We start from the raw sequence: 14,967 nt of genomic DNA on the forward strand, positions 1-14,967 counted from the left end.
TGCCGCGCAAGGCGGCTGTCGCGCGGGTCAGGACGCGGGGACAAGCGTCTGCGAGGCGCGGCGATGAGCGGTAATGATCCCGATTACATCAGCTCGATGGAGCATTTCGAGTCGATGAAGCATGAGGAGATCTACACCAAGACCCAGCAGATCGATGCCGCGCAGATCCTCAATGCATCGGTCACATGGCTGGAAGTCGCAGGGACACTGGCCAGTTCGTTTCCATTGACTCGAGCCGGCTCGGATCGGGTAATGAATTCGATGGCCTGGGAGGGCGCAGCCGCCGAAGCCGCCTATGCGAGTGCCCGCAGCTACGCCGACTCCGTCGATGAACTCGCTGCGATCATGGGACAGGTCGGCACCCGCCTCGGTGCGGTGGCCGCGGCCGCCGAAGCCGTGAAGATCGCCGTTGTACCACCGGGCAATTCGGGCCCGATCGGCACTATAGCCCGACTGCTCGAAGCCGCCCATGTGATCAATGCGCAAATGGCGGAAGAGGCGCTGCGCCAAGAAGCCGTCCTCGCCATGAACATGATCTACAAACCCGCCTACCAAATGGCAGGTACCGCCGTCCCCGCCCTCCCGGCACCCCCCGCCTTACCCGGCGCGACACCGTCGGCCCCCGGTAAGCCCGGCGCCCCTAAAATTTCACCCTCTACCCCGGAATCCCAAGCGCCACAACCAACTCCGGACTCAACAACACCAGCACCTGGCGCCCAGAATTCCCAGCCACCACAACCCACCCCAGCACCCAGCAGCCCAGCACCCAGCACCCCGGCACCCAGCACCCCGGAACCTGCTCCGTCCACTCCGGAATCTCGAGCACCACAACCAACTCCGGATCCGACGGCACCCGCGCCGACAACTCCGGCACCTGGAACCCCGGAGACCAACGCACCGCAACCCAACCCGGATTCCCAGGTGCCACAGCCCACCCCGACACCCGGCACACCGGAACCGGCACCAACCCCCTCGACACCGGAATCTCGAGCACCGCAACCCACGCCGGAGTCCCAGGTGCCCCAGCCGACCCCGGCTCCGCCGCCTCAGCCTGCTCCAGATCCACAGCCGTCCCCTGCACCTGTCACACCGGAATCTCCAGCGCCGCAACCAACAGCGCCCCCGGCACCGGAATCCCAGGCGCCACAGCCCACCCCGGCCCCACAGCCCACCCCAACGCCGGAACCATCAACCCAGCAAGCACCTCCCCCGGCCCCACCCCAACAGGCCCCACCCCAACAGGCCCCAGCCCAACAGGCCCCGCCCCCAACGCAGGAGACCCAACCTCCCGCACCCGCGCCGGCACCCCCTACCCAACAAGCACCCCCACCCCCGGCCCCCGTCCCGTCGCAACCAACCCCTGCCCTGCCCGACCCCGGCGGCCAGCCCGGCATCACCGGCCCCATCCCCGACCAAACCGGCCCATCTCAACCCCCACCAACCACCAACCAACCCGGCGTCATCCCAACTCCAGACAGTGGTCAGCGATGAACTACTCCCGACAAGCAAGAATCAGCCAGGTTCGAGGGCCGATTCGGTGACGCCGGTGGACGTGAACTGGACCTGTGGCTACATCGAGCCGCAGTCGATCTCGTCGCGGTACATCCGGAACACGCGCATCTGGCGCGACTGGCCTGGCGAGAATACGGCAAAGGGCGGCATGCGGCCGCTCTGAACTACGGCGACTGCTACGCCTATGCGTTGTCGAAGGTGAGTGGCGAACCTCTGCTTTCAAAGGCAACGACTTCCCCGCACCGACATCACTGCGGTTCAGTTGCCGCAGGACGATACGGAAGGCGAATCGCCGGAGGCCAGCCGCTAAATCTTGACCAAGTCGTCGGCGTGGATTACCGGGCGTTGCATGGTGTCCGGGAGTTCGGTGGTGGAGCGGCCGAGCATGCCGGAAAGTTCGGTGCTGTCGTATTCGACTACGCCGCGGGCGACTATGCGGTTGTCGGGGGCGATGAGGTCGACTACGTCGCCGCCGTAGAAGCGGCCGCGGACGCCGGTGATGCCCGCGGCGAGCAGGGAGCGACGCCGGTGGGCGACGGCTTGGACGGCGCCCTCATCGATGAGGATGGCGCCGCGGCTGTCGGCGGCGTGGCGGACCCAGAATTTGCGGGCGGAGAGGCGGACCGGGCGGGCGGCGAAGGCGGTGCCGACGGTGCCCGCGCTGAGCGCGATATCGGCCTCGGTGGCGGCGGCCAGCAGGACGGGGACGCCCGCGTCGGCGGCCAACCGGGCCGCGGAGAGCTTGGAGGCCATGCCGCCGGTGCCGAGTGCGCCGCCGCTGCCCGCGATGACGCCGTCGAGGTCGGCGCTGCTGCGGACCTCGGGGATGAAGTTGGCGGCGCCCTTGCGCGGATCGCCGTCGTAGAGGCCCTCGACATCGGAGAGCAGCACCAGCGCGTCCGCGCCGACCAGATGGGCGACCAGTGCGGCGAGGCGGTCATTGTCGCCGAAGCGGATCTCTTCCGTTGCGACGGTGTCGTTTTCGTTCACGACAGCAACCGCACCGAGCGAGCGCAACCGGTCCAGGGTGCGCTGGGCGTTGCGGTGATGTTCGCGCCGGGAGAAGTCGTCGGCGCTCAACAGCACCTGCCCGACGGTCCGCCCGAACCGCGCGAACGAGGTCCCCCAGGCATGCGCCAATGCCAACTGGCCGACGCTGGCTGCGGCTTGCTTGGTTGCCAGATCCCTTGGGCGACTTGTCAATCCGAGCGGCGCGATGCCCGCACCGATGGCACCGGAGGACACCACGACCACATCGGATCCGGCCCGCATCCGTGCCTCCACCGCATCGGCAAGCCGATCCAGTCGCGCCATATCGAGACCCCCCTCAAGGCTGGTCAGCGCTGAAGACCCGATCTTCACCACCACACTGCGCGCCGAAGCAATCGCCGTCCTGGCTTCACTCAGCCCGGACTGCGGCATCACCTCGGCCATCCCCGAACTCACCTGCATCGCAACCGAACTCCCTGTACCGCAACAGAACTCGTCGTACCCGCAGGGCGCGACATCGCACCCAGAACGCGCTGGCCGCCACCGAATTCCGACACACGCCAGACGGGCGAACCGAACCGCGGCGCTCGCCGTAACGCCGTGCCAGACCCCGGCGCACACCACAAGCCCACGGCGTTCACGTTATTCCTCGTCGTCCTTGACCAGACCACGGCGTACTCGGGACGCGTGTTTGCGTTCGGCGGCACCGATCCGGTCGTTCTGCTCCAGACGGATGTCGGTGCCGCGGCCGGTGGGCACCATATCCACACCTGCGGAGATCTGCGGCTCCCAGTCGAATGTGACATCGCCGATGGTGACCGGCGCACCGGGCTCGGCGCCCTGCTTCACCAGTTCATCTTCGACGCCGAGGCGGGCCAGGCGGTCGGCGAGGTAGCCGACGGCTTCGTCGTTGTCGAACTGGGTCTGGCGCACCCAGCGCTCCGGCTGCGGCCCGCGCACGATGAAGCCACCCGGCTCCTCGGGATCGGCGATCACGCTGAAGCCGGACTCGTTCACTGCGATCGGACGGATCACCGGACGCTTCGGCGCGGCCTTCGGATGCGCGGTCCGATACTGCTCGACCATCTCGGCGAGCGCAAAGGTCAAGGGACGCAGGCCCGCCCGGCTCACCGCCGAGATCTCGAAGACCGGCCAGCCACGTGCGGCGAATTCAGGCGTGACCATCTCCGCCAACTCGGCGGCATCGGGCACATCGACCTTGTTCAGGATCACCACACGCGGCCGATCGGCCAGATCACCGAGACCGGTATCGGCATCCAGAGCCGGTTGGTAGGCCGCGAGTTCGGCCTCGAGCGCATCGACATCGGAGACCGGATCGCGTCCCGGCTCGAGGGTCGCACAGTCGACGACGTGCGCGAGCACCGCGCAGCGCTCCAGATGCCGCAGGAAATCCAGCCCGAGCCCACGCCCCTCGCTCGCACCCGGGATCAGACCGGGCACATCGGCGATGGTGAAGGTGGTGTCTCCGCTGGAGACCACACCGAGATTGGGCACCAGCGTAGTGAACGGATAGTCCGCGATTTTCGGCTTCGCGGCCGAGAGCACCGACACCAGCGAGGACTTCCCCGCCGACGGGAACCCGACAAGCCCCACATCGGCGACGGACTTCAGCTCGAGGACGAGATCGCCTTCATCGCCGTCCTCGCCGAGCAATGCGAAACCGGGCGCCTTGCGCGCCTTGGAGGCCAGCGCGGCATTACCGAGTCCGCCGCGTCCGCCACGGGCCACGATGAACTTATTGCCCGAACCGACCAGATCGACGAGCACCTTGCCGTCGTCGTCGAGCACCACGGTGCCATCGGGCACCTTCAGCACCAGATCGGTGCCCTGCTTACCGTCACGATTGCTGCCCTCGCCCGGCTTGCCGTTGCTCGCCTTAGCGTGCGGATGGAAGTGGAAGTCCAGCAGGGTGTGCACATTCGGGTCGACCTCGAGGATCACATCCCCGCCGCGTCCGCCATTGCCGCCGTCCGGACCGCCGAGCGGCATGAACTTCTCGCGGCGCACGGAGGCGCAGCCGTGACCACCCTTGCCCGCACGCACGTGCAATACGACACGGTCGATGAATTTGGACATGTCCGAATCATCCTCCTCGGTGGTAGCCGTAGCGACTGCTTGCCAGGTCGCTCGAAAGAACCTGCATTATGGGAACGCGATCTTTCGAGAACGCGAAAAGCGGGCCAGGGAATGCACCCTGACCCGCTCAGCTTTTCCGGAATGCCAGAGGCGGTCAGGCCTCGGCCGGCTCCGGAACCACGATGTTGACGGTCTTGCGGCCACGCTTGGTGCCGAATTCGACCTTGCCCGCCGCGAGGGCGAACAGGGTGTCGTCGCCGCCACGGCCGACGAGCACACCGGGGTGGAAGTGCGTGCCACGCTGGCGAACCAGGATCTCGCCGGCCGAAACGGCCTGGCCGCCGAAACGCTTGACGCCGAGTCGCTGAGCATTCGAGTCGCGACCGTTGCGCGAGCTGGATGCACCCTTCTTATGTGCCATTTCTGAACTCCTGTGAAGTAATTCGAGAAAGCGCGGAGGCTTACTTGCGGAGGCTTACTTGATGCCGGTGACCTTGAGGACCGTCAGCGGCTGACGGTGACCCTGACGCTTGTGGTAGCCGGTCTTGTTCTTGAACTTGTGGATGCGGATCTTCGGGCCCTTGGTGTGCTCGACGACCTCCGCGTCCACGGAAACCTTGGCCAGCTTGTCCGCATCGGTGGTCAGCTCGGTGCCGTTCACCACGAGAACCGGGGCCAGCGCCACGGACGAACCCGGCGCACCCTCGATCTTCTCGACCTTCACCAGGTCACCGACCGCGACCTTGTACTGCTTTCCGCCGGTCTTGACGATCGCGTACGTTGCCATCGGTCGGCTGCCCTTCTTCCTGTAATGCGCGCGGCTCGCGCTCGCGCGGCTGCGTGCTCCCGCTCGGATGACTCCGGCTGGAAACCACAGCACTCTGGTCTGGTAGTCACCGCCGCCTCAGCAACCTGATGGCTCTCGGCTTCGAGCCGAGTCACAAACACAGCGCAGACAAGCGCTGTCGCCGGGCAGCGACTGTCCAAGATTACAGGACGGGTACCACCCCGACCAAACCGGTGCCCGTGAAAGGCAGGACCCCCGTCGCGGAATGCGGCGGGGGTCCCAGGTTTTCGATCCGATTATGGCGATCAGTTCGCGTCGTCCACCGGCGGTCCGGCCGGACGACCGACGGCCCGGCGGCGGGGCTTACGCGTCGGCACCACGACCGGCACATCCGCCGTGTAGTCAACGACGGGCCCTGCCGCGCCCTGATCCGCCGTCGGCAGCACGAAGACGGCCCCGGCGCTGTCGGCGGCCGGTGCGGCGGCCGAACGCGCGACGCGACGTCTGCGGCCGGTCGAACGGGGCGCCGCGGATTCGGGCACACCGTTGGACGATGTCGCAGCCGGCTCCACCGCGGGCTCAGCGGGTTCATCCGCCACGGACGTCGCAGCCGCGGCAGCGACCGGTGCGACTTCGCCGGATGCGGACGCGACCGCCTCCTCGGCCACCATTTCCGCCTCCGCGGCTTGCTGGGTTACGGCTTCCGCGACTTCCTCGGCCACCGCCTCCGCGACCGCCGCGACCGACTCGGAGACGACGACCTGCTCGACCGGCGCCGCATCGCTTGCGGCGACGACATCCGCAACGGCTTCCGCCACCGCGACGTCCTCGAGGTCCGCCACATCCTCCGCGTGCACTTCCTCCGGCTGATGCGCCGCCATCGCCAACGCCACCGGATGCGCACGCTTGACCGCGATCTCGGCCTCGTCTTCGGCGGGATGCGCGGTGCCATTCGCGGCCGCGGCGGGCGCACTCGCCGCCGCACCCTTGTCCCGGCCACGCCGCCGCCGCGATCCGGTCTCCCGGCCACCGCGCGTGCTGTCCTCGGCACCGGTGAGCTCCACCGGGTAGGTGTGCACGACGATGCCCCGACCATGGCAGTGCTCACAGGTCGTCGAGAACGCCTCGACCAGACCGGTTCCGAGCTTCTTGCGGGTCATCTGCACCAGGCCGAGCGAGGTCACCTCGGAGACCTGGTGGCGGGTGCGGTCGCGGCCCAATGCCTCGGTCAGCCTGCGCAGCACCAGATCCCGGTTCGACTCCAGCACCATATCGATGAAGTCGACGACGATCATGCCGCCGATATCGCGCAGCCGCATCTGGCGCACGATCTCCTCGGCCGCCTCCAGGTTGTTCCTGGTGACCGTCTCCTCCAGATTGCTGCCGCCCGCGCCGGTGAACTTGCCGGTATTGACGTCGATGACGGTCATCGCCTCGGTCCGGTCGATCACCAGGGTGCCGCCCGAGGGCAACCACACCTTGCGATCGAGCGCCTTGGCGAGCTGTTCATCGATCCGGTAGGTCTCGAAGACGTCGATACCGTTGTCCTCGTGCCGGGAGACCCGGGCGAGCATGTCCGGTGCGACCGTGCGGATGTAGTTCTCGACCGTGCTCCAGGACCGCTCACCCTCGATGACCAGCTTGGAGAAGTCCTCGTTGAACAGGTCTCGGATGACCTTGACCAACAGGTCCGGCTCTTCGTACAGCGTCTTGGGCGCGCCGTTGTCCCTGGCCTCGGCGGCCTTCTCGATGGTGCGCCAGGTCGCCTGCAGCCGCTCGACGTCGCGGGCCAGTTCGGCCTCGCTGACACCTTCCGATGCGGTGCGGATGATCACTCCGGCATCGGCGGGCACGATATCGCGCAGGATCTCCTTGAGCCGCTTGCGCTCGGTATCGGGCAGCTTGCGGCTGATACCGGTGGACGAACCGCCGGGCACGTACACCAGGAAGCGTCCGGCCAGGCTGATCTGGGTGGTCAGCCGGGCCCCCTTGTGCCCGACCGGATCCTTGGAGACCTGGACCAGCACCTGATCGCCGGGCTTGAGCGCCTGCTCGATCTTGCGCTCCTTACCGCCGAGACCGGCGGCCTCCCAGTTCACCTCACCGGCGTAGAGCACACCGTTGCGGCCGCGGCCGATATCAACGAATGCCGCCTCCATCGAGGGCAGCACATTCTGCACCTTGCCGAGGTAGACATTGCCGACCATCGACGCCGAGCCGGTATTGGTGACGAAGTGCTCGACCAGGATGTTGTCCTCGAGCACCGCGACCTGGGTCGCGGTCGGGTGCTCCGAGAAGGTCTTCTCGCGCACCACCATGACCCGGTCCACCGCCTCGCGGCGGGCCAGGAACTCCGACTCGGTCAGGATCGGCGGGCGACGGCGACCGGCCTCGCGACCGTCACGCCGACGCTGCCGCTTGGCTTCGAGCCGGGTGGAACCGGTGATGCCCTGCACCTCGTCGACCGTGGCGCGGCCGCGGCTCTTATTGCGCGGCTCACGCTCGTGCACGACGGTGTTCGGCGGATCGTCATCGGTGACGCCCTCGCTATCGGCGCCCTCCCCCGCGACCTTGCGGCGACGACGGCGACGGCGACGGCGACTCGAACCCTCCGGCACACCGGATTCGTCGTCCTCGGTCTCGGTGTCTTCGCCGGGCTCGGCTTCGGCCTCGCTCTTGACCGCGGCCTGCTCGTCTTCGGCGCCCTCGTCCGTGACTTCGGTGTCATCGCCCTCGGATTCGGCGTCGGTGTGCTGTTCACCCCGGCCACGCCCCCGACCGCGACGGCCACGGCGACGACGACGCGGCTGATCCGCCTCGCCCTGCTGTTCGGCGGACTCGTCCTCGGTGGTTTCGGGCTCTTCCTCGACGGTTTCGACCGCGGCTTCCTCGGCGCGACGGCTGTCGCGCTCGGCCCGACGCTGTCGACGCGCCTCTTCGGCGGCCGCGGCGTCCGGCGGTAGGAACAGCGGTGCGGCGACCGAGGCAGCGGCCTCGAAGACGACCGGCGTCGCTACGTGCGGCTCTTGCGGAACCGAATGGGTGAACAATTGCACCGAGGGCTGATGCGCCGCGGGCTGCTCCCCCGATGGCAGCGATTCGGACTGGTCGATCGGCTGGTCCGGTGCGGAAAAAATGGGCCCCGGCTCGGGCTCGGCAGCTACCGGCTCGGCAGCTACCGGCTCGGCCGCCACCGGCTCGGCCGCCACCGGCTCGGTCGCCGCCGGCTCGGCAGCTACCGGCTCGGTCGCCGCCGGCTCCGGCGCAACCGGCTCGGTCGCCGCCGGCTCCGGCGCCGCTGGCTCGGGCCCGGCCGCAACCGGCTCTTGCGCGGCGGTCTCGGGCGCCTCGGGTTCGACGACCTCTGATTCCACGGTGCCGAACGCATCGCGGACAGATTCCGCTACCGCTCGATCGACATTCGATTGCGCACTACGTGCGTCGGCACCCAACTCGGCGAGCTTGGCCAGGATGCGTTTGCTGGTTACCCCCAGCCGCTTGGCAAGCGCGTGAACTCGGATTCGCTCCGGCAATTGTTCGGCATCCTGTGATGTTGTTGTCAGCGGCTCTTGATCGGCCACGAAGTCTCCTCGGGTCCCCGGGCGCGTCCCTCCTGGCAGGAGTGACGCGGCCGACGCGGGGGCACTGTCCGTTCACCTCACGCGGTTGGCGCGAGGTCAAGTGGTCTCGCCCCGCGTGTCCGGTTAACGCCCATGGTTTTCGTCGGTCGGGCTAGCTGGTCACGCGGCGCCTGGCTGTTGGCTGAACTCCACGGCGCGAGCGCTCATCCAGCGTGCCGACGCGAACCTCCGGCCCTAGCAACGGGCCAGTTGTTCGTAGCAGCGATGATCGGCATCGAACCGCAGTGTCATCCGGTTACCGTCCGGCACCGATCGTCCGCGTACCTGCGCGAACAGTCGGTGTCGTCAGCAACCACTGCCAGTATCCCACACAGTGCGGCGACGTCTCTCCATCGCCGCACGACTTCGCCTCGCTGGCGCTCGGCCACGCCCCGCGACGACACCGGCTGTGTTGCCTGTTCGCGCAGCCCACGCCTCGAGGCCTATCAGGCCGGGAACTCGGGAAACCAGAGTGCGATTTCCCGCTTGGCCGATTCCGGCGAATCGGAGCCGTGCACCAGGTTCTCCTGGGTCTCCAGCGCGAGGTCGCCGCGAATGCTGCCGGGGACGGCCTTCTCGACCGGATCGGTGCCGCCGGCGATCTGACGGAACGCCGCAATGGCGCGCGGACCCTCCAGGATGGCCGCGACGACCGGGCCGGAGGTGATGAACTCGATCAAGGAGCCGAAGAACGGCTTCTCGACATGTTCGGCGTAGTGGCCGCGCGCCAACTCGTCGGATACCTGCTTCAGCTCCAGGGCGGCGATCTTCAGCCCCTTGCGCTCGATCCGGGCCAGCACCTCACCGACGAGGCCACGGGCCACACCGTCCGGCTTGATGAGTACCAACGTCTGCTCAGTCACGGCGCACAGCCTAATAGGCGATACTCCCGGTTACCGAACCGGCGGCTCGGAAGAGCCCTGGATGCTGACCCTTTCGAGCGACCTGCAAGCAGTGGCTAGCGTTGACTGGGCAGCAGGCCGAGTTCCATCCGGCGCTTGACGTCGGCACGCAGCACCAGGATGAAACCCCAGACGACGGCGAAGAAGACACCCATGACGCCGATGGAGATGTGCACGAAGACGCCGAGGATCAGCAGGACTTGCAGGCCCAGATTGAACGGGATGGCCCATGGGCGGCGTTGCAGTCCGGCGCCGAGGATCATCACCAGCGCGAGGACGACGAGGTAGCCGCCGGAGAACCAGCCGATACCGCCGCCGACGGACCCGACCACGGGCAATGCGAGCAACACCGTGATCGCCTCGAGGATCAGTGTGCCCGCCATGACGCCGCGCAGCCCCTTCCACGGGTCTGCGGCGGGCGGGGGGACCTGCGGCTCGCCGTCGGCCCGCGCGGGCTCGGCGGCGTCGCCGGTCGACTCGGTCACGCTGTCTCCTCCTCGGCATTCGCGGGCCCCACGTGTTTACTCATGCTGCCGCATCCGAACCGCGGCTCATCCGGTGTTCATAGCAGTATTCGCGGGGCCCTCCGTGTTTACGCACGCTGCCTCCTCCGTGCCTGAACGCTCATGCCGGGTCCTTCCCGAACAGGGCGCGTGCCGCACCGGCGGTGACCACCGATCCGGTTACCACGACCCCCGCACCGGAAACCATCTCGCCCGCATCGCCGACCTCCTCGGCAATGGCAATGGCCGTTTCCAGCGCATCGGGCAGGGTGTCGGCGGTGACCACTCGTTCGTCACCGAAGCGCTGCACCGCGAGGTCGGCGAGGCGTTCGACATCCATGGCGCGCGGCGAACCGTTGTTGGTGACGACGATCTCGTCGAATACCGGTTCCAGCGCGTCCAGGATGCCCGCCACGTCCTTGTCGCCGAGCACAGCGACGACGCCGACCAGCTTGCGGAAGTCGAATTCCGCGGTCAGCGTCGCGGCCAGGGCCCGCGCGCCCGCCGGATTGTGCGCGGCGTCGATGAAGATGGTCGGGGCATTGCGCATGCGCTCCATCCGGCCGGGGCTGGTGACATTCGCGAAGCCCGCCCGCACGGCCTCGATATCGAGCTGCCGATCCGCACCGGCACCGAAGAACGCCTCGACCGCGGCCAGCGCGAGTACCGCATTGCGGGCCTGGTGCTCACCGTGCAGCGGCAGGAAGATCTCGTCGTAAATCCCACCGAGCCCCTGTAATTCGAGCTGCTGGCCGCCGACCGCGATCTGGCGGGCCAGCACCCGGAACTCCGAACCCTCGCGCGCCACCGCGGCATCGACCTCGACGGCCCGGCGCAGCAGCACGTCCATGGCCTCGGGTTCCTGTTCGGCGATGACGGCGACGGTATCGCGCGGCACCAGGCTCTCCGGGGCACGTTTGATGATCCCGGCCTTCTCCCCCGCGATGGAAGCGAGATCGTCGCCGAGGAAATCGGTGTGGTCCAGCCCGATCGGGGTGATCACCGCGACCTGTCCGTCGATGACATTGGTCGCGTCCCAACGGCCGCCCATGCCGGTCTCGACGACGGCGACATCCACCGGCGCCTCCGCGAAGGCGGCATAGGCCATGCCGGTGAGCACCTCGAACTTGCTCATGGCCGGACCGTCCGCGGCGGCGGACTGCTTATCGATCATTTCGATATAGGGCAGCAGTTCGCGGTAGGTCTCTACGTACTCGGCCGGGGTGATCGGGGCGTTGTCGATGCTGATCCGCTCGGTGGCCAGCTGCAGATGCGGGCTGGTGATCCGGCCGGTGCGCCGGTGCAGCGCGGTCAGCAGCGCATCGATCATCCTGCTCACCGAGGTCTTGCCGTTGGTGCCCGCGATGTGGATGGCCGGGTAGTTCTGCTGGGGCGAGCCGAGCAGATCCATCAGCGTCGCGATGCGGGTGAGCGAGGGCTCGATCTTGGTCTCCGGCCAGCGCCGATCCAATTCCGCCTCGACCAACGCCATTTCGGCCAGATCCACCGGGGACGGCCCTGAGCCGAGCCGCCGCTTCGGGTGCTCGTCGTCGGCGTACTGGGGTTCCGGTTCGGCGTTCATCTGCCGCTCAACTCCGCGAGCCGGGCGCCGATGCGCGCGACCTCGCCCTCGGCGACATCGCGACGTCCCTTGATCTTGTCGACCACCTGATCCGGCGCCTTGGCCAGGAACGCCTCGTTGCCGAGTTTGGCTGTGGTGGTGGCCAATTCCTTCTCGGCCGCGGCGAGGTCCTTCTCCAGGCGGCGGCGTTCGGCATCGAGGTCGACCGCGCCGGAGGTGTCGAGTTCGACCGTCACGGTGGACCCGCTCAGACGCACCTCGACCGAGGCGGTCGCGGCGAATTCGGCACCGGGCTCGGTGAGCCTGGCCAGGTTGGTCACCGAATCGTGCAGTTCGGTGAGGCCGGCGGTATCCAAGCCGATCAGCTTGGCCGCCACCTTCTGTTTATCGGCCAGGCCCTGGTCGCTGCGGAAGCGACGGATCTCGGTGATCAGGCGCTGTGCATCCGAAATCCGTTGTGTGGCAATCACATCCGCGGCCACACCGGTGGCCTCCGGCCAGGTGGCGACGACGACGGATTCGCCGCCGGTCAGCGCCCGCCACAGCGATTCGGTGACGAAAGGGATGACCGGATGCAGCAGCCGCAGCACCGCGTCGAGCACATTGCCGAGCACGATGCTCGTCGACTCGGCGCGCGAACCACCGGCGGCGAACTGCACCTTGGACAGTTCCAGATACCAGTCGCACAGCTCGTCCCAGGCGAAGTGGTACAGCGCCTCGCAGGCTTTGCCGAATTCGTAGGCGTCGAAGGCCGAATCCACCTCGGCGCGAACCTGGTCGAGCCGATCGATGATCCAGCGGTCGGCGTCGGTGAGTTCGATCCGATCGGGCATCGCGCCGGCCTGTGCGCCGTTCATGAGCGCGAATTTGGTGGCGTTGAACAGTTTCGTGACGAAGCTGCGCGAGGCAAGGGCATGCGATTCGCCGACCGAGAGGTCGCCGCCGGGCTGTGCACCGCGCGCCAGCGTGAAGCGCAGCGCGTCCGCGCCGTAGGAGTTGATCCAGTCGAGCGGGTCGATGCCGTTGCCGCGCGATTTGGACATCTTCTTGCCGTACTGATCGCGAATCAGGCCGTGCAGGAACACATCCTTGAACGGCACCTGCTTCGCGCCGGCCTTGCCCGCGGTGAGCACGTGATCGTCGGAGACGAAGGTGCCGAACATCATCATCCGGGCCACCCAGAAGAACAGGATGTCGTAGCCGGTGACGAGAACGCTTGTCGGATAGAACTTCTGGAGCTCCTCGGTGGAATCGGGCCAGCCCATGGTGGAGAAGGGCCACAGGCCGGAGGAGAACCAGGTGTCGAGCACATCCGGGTCCTGCACCCAGCCCTCGGGGGCGGTCTCGTCCGGACCGACGCAGACCACCTCGCCGTCGGGGCCGTACCAGATCGGGATGCGGTGGCCCCACCACAGCTGCCGCGAAATGCACCAGTCGTGCATGTTGTCGACCCATTCGAACCAGCGCGGTTCCTGGCTGGTCGGGTGGATCACGGTGTCGCCGTTGCGAACCGCGTTACCGGCGGCCTTGGCCAGCGACTCCACCTTGACCCACCACTGCATGGAAAGGCGCGGTTCGATCGCTTCGCCGCTGCGCTCGGAATGTCCGACGCTGTGCAGGTACGGCCGCTTCTCGGCGGCGATCCGGCCCTCGGCCGCGAGCCGCTCGCGCACCTTGACCCGCGCTTCGAACCGGTCCATACCGTCGAATTCGGTTCCGGTGCCGGTAATCCGGGCGCGCTCGTCCATGATGTTCGGCATGGGCAGGTTGTGCCGCAGGCCCATCTCGAAGTCGTTGGGGTCGTGCGCGGGCGTGATCTTCACTGCACCGGTACCGAATTCGGGATCGACGTAGTCGTCGGCGATGATCGGGATCTGACGTCCGGTGATCGGATGTTCGAGAGTGCTGCCGATCAGATCCTGGTAGCGCGGATCCTCCGGATGCACGGCCACCGCGGTATCACCGAGCATGGTCTCCACCCGGGTGGTGGCCACGATCACATGCGGCTCATCATCTTTCAGCGAGCCATAGCGCAGCGAAACCAGCTCGCCCTCGACGTCCTCGAACTTGACCTCGATATCGGAGATGGCGGTGCGCAGTTGCGGCGACCAGTTGACCAGACGCTCCGCCCGGTAGATCAGGCCCGCGTCGTACAGGCGCTTGAAGATGGTCTGCACGGCCCGCGAGAGCCCGTCGTCCATGGTGAAGCGGTCGCGGCTCCAGTCGACGCCGTCGCCGAGGGCGCGCATCTGCCACTGGATCTGTCCGCCGGATTCGCGCTTCCAGTCCCAGACTTTGTCGATGAACAGTTCGCGGCCGAAGTCTTCCTTGGTCTTGCCGTCGACCGCGAGTTGCTTCTCCACGATGGTCTGGGTGGCGATGCCCGCGTGGTCCATGCCCGGCAGCCACAGCACCTCGTAACCCTGCATGCGCTTGCGGCGCGAGAGGGTGTCCATCAGGGTGTGGTCGAGCGCGTGGCCCATGTGCAGGCTGCCGGTGACGTTGGGCGGGGGCAGCACGATCGAGTAACCGGGCTTGTCACCGGCGGGGTCGGCGGCGAAGTAACCAGCCGCTACCCAGCGCTCGTACAGCTCGGCCTCCACCTCGCTGGGAACCCAGCTCTTGGGGAGGGCATCGGCACGATTACGCGTGTTGTCAGGGGCTGCGCTGGTCACCCAGGCATTCTAGTGGGATGCCCGCTGAGCTCATAAAAGGGCCGGGGCATAAAGTGGCGGAGTCTTCGGTGGATGAGGGACACCGAAGACTCCGCCTACACCTGGAGAGCTTACCGCCGAAACCGGCCCGAGCCCCGAATCCACAACTAATTCTCAGCTTCTTGACGAGTTCATTACGTGGTCACCCGAACGGCACTTTCTCCCGCGTCTGATGCCCGGACACCCGGGATGCTGGGCCGACTGGAAGGGCAGTGACAACCCGGCTGTGCTTGTGCGCGATCGGGGGTCCGCAGTGGGGG

Annotated in this window: 11 protein-coding genes and 1 pseudogene; 1 reads left to right on the top strand and 11 read right to left on the bottom strand. The window is 67.4% G+C overall.

The window, feature by feature from the left end; all coding sequences use genetic code 11:
- Positions 1–27: 27 nt before the first annotated feature.
- Both ACQPXH_RS25820 and ACQPXH_RS25825 read right to left on the bottom strand, forming a co-directional pair.
- Positions 28–510: a hypothetical protein gene (locus ACQPXH_RS25820; protein WP_433599082.1), complete on the bottom strand. Its 483-nt coding sequence runs from the start codon at positions 508–510 to the stop codon at positions 28–30.
- Between the two features lie 145 nt (positions 511–655).
- A complete protein-coding gene (locus ACQPXH_RS25825; protein WP_433599083.1) occupies positions 656–1,066 on the bottom strand; it encodes a hypothetical protein in 411 nt (136 codons plus the stop codon).
- 458 nt (positions 1,067–1,524) lie between these two features.
- Here ACQPXH_RS25825 and ACQPXH_RS25830 point away from each other — a divergent pair.
- Positions 1,525–1,822: pseudogene (locus ACQPXH_RS25830) on the top strand (hypothetical protein); the annotation flags it as partial.
- On the opposite strand, the gene proB reads toward ACQPXH_RS25830, so the two are convergent.
- The 9 genes from proB to ACQPXH_RS25875 form a co-directional block, all read right to left on the bottom strand.
- The gene (gene proB, locus ACQPXH_RS25835) at positions 1,819–2,934 is read right to left on the bottom strand and encodes a glutamate 5-kinase (protein WP_433603579.1); all 1,116 of its coding nucleotides are present in this window, start codon (positions 2,932–2,934) and stop codon (positions 1,819–1,821) included. The pseudogene ACQPXH_RS25830 and the gene proB overlap by 4 nt on opposite strands.
- A 210-nt stretch (positions 2,935–3,144) precedes the next feature.
- The gene (gene obgE / locus ACQPXH_RS25840; protein ID WP_433599084.1) at positions 3,145–4,599 is read right to left on the bottom strand and encodes a GTPase ObgE; all 1,455 of its coding nucleotides are present in this window, start codon (positions 4,597–4,599) and stop codon (positions 3,145–3,147) included.
- A gap of 154 nt (positions 4,600–4,753) precedes the next feature.
- Positions 4,754–5,020, bottom strand: coding sequence for a 50S ribosomal protein L27 (gene rpmA / locus ACQPXH_RS25845; RefSeq protein ID WP_364501315.1), 267 nt, complete (start codon positions 5,018–5,020; stop codon positions 4,754–4,756).
- A gap of 54 nt (positions 5,021–5,074) precedes the next feature.
- Positions 5,075–5,386, bottom strand: a complete 312-nt coding sequence (rplU, locus tag ACQPXH_RS25850) for a 50S ribosomal protein L21 (protein ID WP_433599085.1) — start codon at positions 5,384–5,386, stop codon at positions 5,075–5,077.
- Positions 5,387–5,691: 305 nt separating this feature from the next.
- Positions 5,692–8,967 carry a translation initiation factor IF-2 N-terminal domain-containing protein gene (locus ACQPXH_RS25855; protein WP_433599086.1) on the bottom strand — a complete coding sequence of 1,092 codons (3,276 nt, stop codon included), beginning with the start codon at positions 8,965–8,967 and terminating at the stop codon, positions 5,692–5,694.
- Between the two features lie 485 nt (positions 8,968–9,452).
- Positions 9,453–9,869: a nucleoside-diphosphate kinase gene (gene ndk / locus ACQPXH_RS25860; protein ID WP_433599087.1), complete on the bottom strand. Its 417-nt coding sequence runs from the start codon at positions 9,867–9,869 to the stop codon at positions 9,453–9,455.
- A gap of 95 nt (positions 9,870–9,964) precedes the next feature.
- A complete protein-coding gene (locus ACQPXH_RS25865; RefSeq protein ID WP_433603580.1) occupies positions 9,965–10,291 on the bottom strand; it encodes a DUF4233 domain-containing protein in 327 nt (108 codons plus the stop codon).
- A gap of 241 nt (positions 10,292–10,532) precedes the next feature.
- The gene (gene folC, locus ACQPXH_RS25870) at positions 10,533–11,993 is read right to left on the bottom strand and encodes a bifunctional tetrahydrofolate synthase/dihydrofolate synthase (RefSeq protein WP_433599088.1); all 1,461 of its coding nucleotides are present in this window, start codon (positions 11,991–11,993) and stop codon (positions 10,533–10,535) included.
- Positions 11,990–14,668, bottom strand: coding sequence for a valine--tRNA ligase (locus ACQPXH_RS25875; RefSeq protein WP_433599089.1), 2,679 nt, complete (start codon positions 14,666–14,668; stop codon positions 11,990–11,992). Before ACQPXH_RS25875 ends, folC begins: the two co-directional genes overlap by 4 nt.
- Positions 14,669–14,967 lie beyond the last annotated feature (299 nt).

This window comes from Nocardia sp. CA-135953 (assembly GCF_050955735.1).
In the GTDB taxonomy this organism is placed as follows: domain Bacteria; phylum Actinomycetota; class Actinomycetes; order Mycobacteriales; family Mycobacteriaceae; genus Nocardia.